The sequence below is a fragment of the Roseateles sp. genome (genome assembly GCF_044373315.1).
Taxonomy (GTDB): Bacteria; Pseudomonadota; Gammaproteobacteria; order Burkholderiales; family Burkholderiaceae_C; genus JACDQM01.
Genome location: NZ_JBILQK010000157.1, coordinates 1 through 5,215, shown reverse-complemented (window position 1 = coordinate 5,215; position 5,215 = coordinate 1). Strand labels below are relative to the sequence as shown.

General features: G+C 67.3%; 3 protein-coding genes. 2 read left to right on the top strand and 1 reads right to left on the bottom strand.

Annotation, left to right across the window (positions count from 1 at the left end; genetic code table 11):
- Positions 1-193: 193 nt before the first annotated feature.
- Positions 194-457, bottom strand: a complete 264-nt coding sequence (locus tag ACIQ67_RS19340; RefSeq protein WP_397536008.1) for a hypothetical protein — start codon at positions 455-457, stop codon at positions 194-196.
- Positions 458-641: 184 nt separating this feature from the next.
- On the opposite strand from ACIQ67_RS19340, the gene ACIQ67_RS19335 reads away from it, so the two are divergent.
- Positions 642-2,360, top strand: coding sequence for a DUF885 domain-containing protein (locus ACIQ67_RS19335; RefSeq protein WP_397536007.1), 1,719 nt, complete (start codon positions 642-644; stop codon positions 2,358-2,360).
- A gap of 85 nt (positions 2,361-2,445) precedes the next feature.
- Positions 2,446-5,175: a TonB-dependent receptor gene (locus ACIQ67_RS19330; protein WP_397536006.1), complete on the top strand. Its 2,730-nt coding sequence runs from the start codon at positions 2,446-2,448 to the stop codon at positions 5,173-5,175.
- The last annotated feature ends 40 nt before the right edge of the window (positions 5,176-5,215 follow it).

Genomic DNA, 5,215 nt, shown 5'->3' with positions numbered 1-5,215 from the left:
CGCTCCACGCTTCCTCCCCACATTCGGTCGCCCTCGTGCAGTTGCGCTTCGCTTCGTTCGCTGTGATCAACTTACGGCGGGACTTGCACCCGCAAGAGTGCGCTCATGCTGAGCGCACATGCAAAAGCCCGGCGGATGCCGGGCTTTGCAAGGGGGCGCGGGCTAACCGCGCCGACTGAGACAGCCGCGTGCTTCAGCAGACCGTTTGTGCGGGGCAGCTGGTCTTGCCCAGCGCAAGGCGCTGCTCAGCGCCGATGCTGCGACCTTGGACGACCACTTGCGGCAGGCGCACTACCTGCATGCCGTCCACCGTGCGCTTGCCCTCAATGACGACGCGCTCCAGCTTGACGACCTGGGTGGCCGGGGCGGTTTCGGCCTGGTAGCTCACTGCGGCGGCAAGTGCCAGGCAGATCGCGGCACCGAAGAAGAAGGCTTGGTAGCGGGTATGGTTCGTCATGATGGGCTCCTGGGGCTTGGCTGTGTCAGTGATTGCAGTGTCGTCACCGGCGCGCGCTCTTTCCAGCCACAGGAGACGGACAGACCGTGCTGACGGCTGAACTGCAGCCCCGCGCGACGAACGTCAAGCCGGAGCCGCGCCTTGATAGACACTAGGGCCGGTCAACACTGCGCCCGCTCCCGCCATGAGCCCCACCGACACCCGCGCCACCATCCAGGCCCTGCATCAGCTGTTCGAAGCCACCTGGCAGCGCGACATGGCCGAGAACCCGCTGGCGGCCACCTATTTCGGCGAGCGCAGCTTCAACCACCTCTGGCCCGACCTGAGCCTGGCCGCCGAGGCGCGCGCGCAGGCGGCCGACCAGCAAGCGCTGGCCACGCTGCAGGCGCTGCCGCGCGAGCTGCTGCCGGCCGAAGAGCAGCTCAACTGCGATCTGTTCGAGCATCTGCTGCAGGCTAGGCTGGCGCTGCACCCGCTGCACGCCGCGGCCTACAGCATCACGGCGCGCGACGGCCCGCAGGCACTTAACGAGCTGGCCGAGATCATGCCGTTGGCCACCGCTGACGACTTCAGCGTCTGGCTGCAGCGGCTGGAGGGCCTGCCTGCCTATCTGAGCCAGTTCGCCGAGCTGCTGGAGCGCAGCGCCCGCGCCGGGCGCACCCAGCCCCGCCTGCTGATGGAGCGCGTACTGCCTCAACTGGCAATGCAGCGGGTGGAGGACGCCACGCAGAGCCCCTTCTTCAACCCCTTCCGCCAGCTGCCGGCCAGCATCCCGGCCGACCAGGCGCAGGCCTTGCAGGCGCAGGCCCGCACGCTGATCGGCACGCAGATCGTGCCGGCCTACCACCGCTTCGAGGCCTTCTTCCGCGAGCGCTATCTGCCGGCCTGCCGCGAGAGCGTGGGCATCTGGGACACGCCTGGCGGCCTGGACTACTACCAGAACCGCATCGCGCACCACACCAGCAGCGCCATGACGGCGCAGCAGATCCACGCCATCGGCCTGGCCGAGGTGGCACGCATCCACGCAGAGATGCAGCAGGTGATGGACCAGCTGGGCTTCAAAGGCAGCAAGGCGGCGTTCTTCGCGCAGCTGCGCAGCGATCCGCAGTTCTATTTCGACAGCCCGCAAGCCCTGTTCGCCGCCTATGTGATGACGGCTAAGCAGATAGAGCCCGAGTTGCCGCGCCTGTTCGGGCGGCTGCCGCGCACGCCCTATGGCGTGCGGCCTATCCCCGACACCAGCGCCCCCAACACCACCGCCGCCTACTACTGCGGCCCCTCGGTGGACGGCACGCGGGCCGGCTACTACTACGTCAACCTGTACCGGCCCGACATGCGGCCGCGCTACGAGATCGAGGTGCTGACCACGCATGAAGCGGTGCCCGGCCACCACCTGCAGATCGCCCTGGCCCAGGAGCAGCGCGAGCTGCCCAAGTTCCGCCGCTTCCTGGACTGCAATGCCTACATCGAAGGCTGGGCTCTGTATGCCGAAACGCTGGGCTATGAGCTGGGGCTCTACCAGGACCCCTATTCGCGCTTCGGCCAACTGACCTACGACATGTGGCGGGCCGTGCGTCTGGTGGTGGACACCGGCCTGCACGCGATGCACTGGAGCCGCGAGCAAGCGCTGCAATACTTTCGCGACAACGCCGCCAAGACCGAGGTCGACATCGTCAACGAGATCGACCGCTACATCGGCTGGCCCGGCCAGGCACTGTCCTACAAGATCGGCCAGCTGCGCATGCTGGCGCTACGCATCAAGGCCGAGGCCGCGCTGGGTGGGGCTTTCGACATCCGCAGCTATCACGACCGGGTGCTGGAAGGCGGCGCGCTGCCGATGGACATCCTGGAAGCGCGGCTGGACCGCTGGCTGGGCGAACAGCAGGATCGCAGCCACGGGTAAACACTGAGGCCGTCCCGGGTTTGCCCCGTCAACCCGGCCATCGCCCCCCGCGTTGCCAAGGCTTCGCCTTGTTCGAAAGCCCCTGATGCGCCACCTGCCTGCCCCCCACTCGTTCAGCACCGTCTGTGGCGCTGCCCTGTTGTTGTGCATCTCGCTGGGCGCACAGGCGCAGAGCCCGGGGGCAACGACCGACAAGCTGGGCCGCGTCGAGGTGACCGGCTCGGCGATCAAGCGGCTGGCGTCCGAAAGCGCGCTGCCGGTGCAGCTGATCACCCGCGAGGAGATCGACAAGGCCGGCGTCACCACTGCCGCCGAGCTGCTGAGCAAGATCTCGGCCGCTTCCGGCAACCTGACCGACGGCGCCAGCATCCATGTGGGCGGCTACGACCAGAAGGGTTTCAACTCGGCCAATCTGCGCGGCCTGGGCACCTCGTCCACGCTGGTGCTGCTGAATGGCCGGCGCATGGCCAACTTCGCCTCGCCGGGCGACGACGCCGGCGTGGACCTGAACAACATCCCGGCCGCGGCGATCCAGCGCGTCGAGGTGCTGCTGGACGGCGCCTCCGCGCTGTACGGCGCCGATGCCATCGCGGGCGTCATCAACTTCATCACACGCCAGGACTTCCAGGGTATGGAGCTGAACGCCCAGGCGGGTGCCACGCAGGAAGGCGGCGCCGGCAAGCGCAGCGCCAGCATCGCCGCCGGCTGGGGCGATTTGGGCCGCCAGGGCTTCAATGTCTTCGGCGTGCTGGACGCGCAGCGCACCGGCCGGCTGTCGACCTCGCAGCGCGAGTTCATCGGCGAGCTGCAGATCCCGCAACGCCTGGGCCATCTGCTGTCTGGCTTCACCAGCCCAGCCAATATCCGTCTGACGCGCAACCAGCGCGACCACCTGCAAGACCAAGGCTTCACGATCAACGGCAAGCCCATCGTCAACCGCTTGATCAACCTCAGCCAGCCCAAGTGCGCGCCGCCGGCCAACCTCTACCTCCCCGCCGGCACCGGCGGCGAGGACGCCTGCACCTACGACTACATGGGCGACACCGAGCTCTACCCCAAGGCGGAAAAGCTCAGCTTCCTGGGCCGCGGCGTGCTGCAGCTGGCCCCCGGCCACCAGGCCTATGCCGAGCTGGCGCTCTCAAGCGCCAAGACCTATTACGTCGGTTCCTCAGCGCGGGTGACCGGCTATATCGACTACAAGAAAGTGCCCCAGCTGGCCAACACCGGGCTGGACCAGCTGCTGGACGACGACATTCCCGGCGAGCTTGAGCTGCGCATGCGCCTGAACGAGGCCGGCCGCCGCACGAGCGAGCTGACCAGCCAGGGCCAGCGCGTAGTCACCGGCCTGACGGGCGCACTGGCCGGCTGGGACTACGACATCGCACTGAACCACAGCGTCAACACGGTGCGCGACCGCGACACGCGCGGCTACGTGCTTCGCGACAAGCTGCTGGACGGCATCGCCAGCGGCTTGATCAATCCCTTCGGCCCGTCCAGCGCGGCCGGTCAGGCGCTGATCGAAAGCATCCAGGTCAACGACGAAGTGCGTTATGCCCGCGGCACGATGGACGTGCTGGACTTCAAGGCCTCGCGCGCGCTCGGCCAGCTTTCCGGCGGCCAGATGATGCTGGCGCTGGGCGGCGAAGTGAGGCGCGAGAAAGCAGTGTTCCGCCCCTCGGCGCTGCTGATGAGCGACAACATCAACAACGACGCCGCGCCCGAGGGCGGCCAGGCCACCAGCGACAGCCGCAATGTGCGCGGCATCTATGCCGAGCTGCTGGCGCCTTTTGCCAAGGGCTGGGAGGCCCAGTTCGCGGTGCGCCGCGACCAGTACCAGGGCGTGGGTGGCGCCACCAGCCCCAAGCTGGGCCTGCGCTACCAGCCCAGCAAGAACCTGCTGCTGCGCGGCTCGCTGGGCACGGGTTTCCGCGCGCCATCGATGAGCGATCTCTACCGCCCTACCGTATACAGCTCCACCGCCACGCTGCCCGACCCGGTCTACTGCGCCACCGAGGACAACGACCTCAGCGTCTGCGCCGACAACTGGGACACGCGCCGCTACAGCAATCCCAACCTGAAGCCCGAGCGCAGCCGCCAGGCCTCGCTGGGCCTGGTGTTCGAGCCGAGCGCCAACTGGACCACCAGCATCGACCTCTGGCAGATTCGCCGCAGCAAGCTGATCAGCGAGATCGGCGACGACGTGATCCTGGGCAATCTCGAGAAGTACGGTGGCCTGGTACGCCGGGATGAAGATGGGCTGATCGACTACATCGAGCTGCGCAAGGAAAACCGCGGCGCGCAAAAGGCGGCTGGCCTGGACCTGGTGGCCGACCTGCACGGCGTGAAGACCGCCTGGGGCGAGTTCGGCGCCAAGCTCGCGGCCACGCTGATGCTGCAGTCCAAGCTGCAGACCGCGCCTGGCGATCCCTTCATCAGCAATCTGAGCCGTTTCGTCACCGAGCAAGTGGTGCAGCGCTGGCGTCACCGCCTCAGCGTCGACTGGGAGCGCGGCGCCTGGTCGGCGATGCTGGGCAACACCTACTACTCGGGCTACCAGGACCAGAACTCGGCCATCAATATCGACGACGGCAGCATCGTCGCAGCCAACCGCGTCAAGGCCTATTCGCTGTGGGACGCCTCGGCCGGCTACCAGTTCAACGAACGCCTGAAGCTGCGCGCCGGTGTGCAGAACCTTTTCAACACCAGCCCGCCCTTCTCGAACCAGGCCTACTACTTCCTGTCGGGCTACGACCCCAGCTACACCGACCCGCGCGGCCGCTATGTCTACCTGAGCCTGCACTACGCGATGAAGTAAGCGCCATCAGCGCTGTACGCCAAGACAAAGGCCCGGCAAT

What these genes read in the sequence shown, in the direction of transcription:
- ACIQ67_RS19340 (WP_397536008.1), bottom strand. Translation starts at nt 457, where the DNA reads ATGACGAACCATACCCGCTACCAAGCCTTCTTCTTCGGTGCCGCGATC.
- ACIQ67_RS19335 (WP_397536007.1), top strand. Translation starts at nt 642, where the DNA reads ATGAGCCCCACCGACACCCGCGCCACCATCCAGGCCCTGCATCAGCTG.
- ACIQ67_RS19330 (WP_397536006.1), top strand. Translation starts at nt 2,446, where the DNA reads ATGCGCCACCTGCCTGCCCCCCACTCGTTCAGCACCGTCTGTGGCGCT.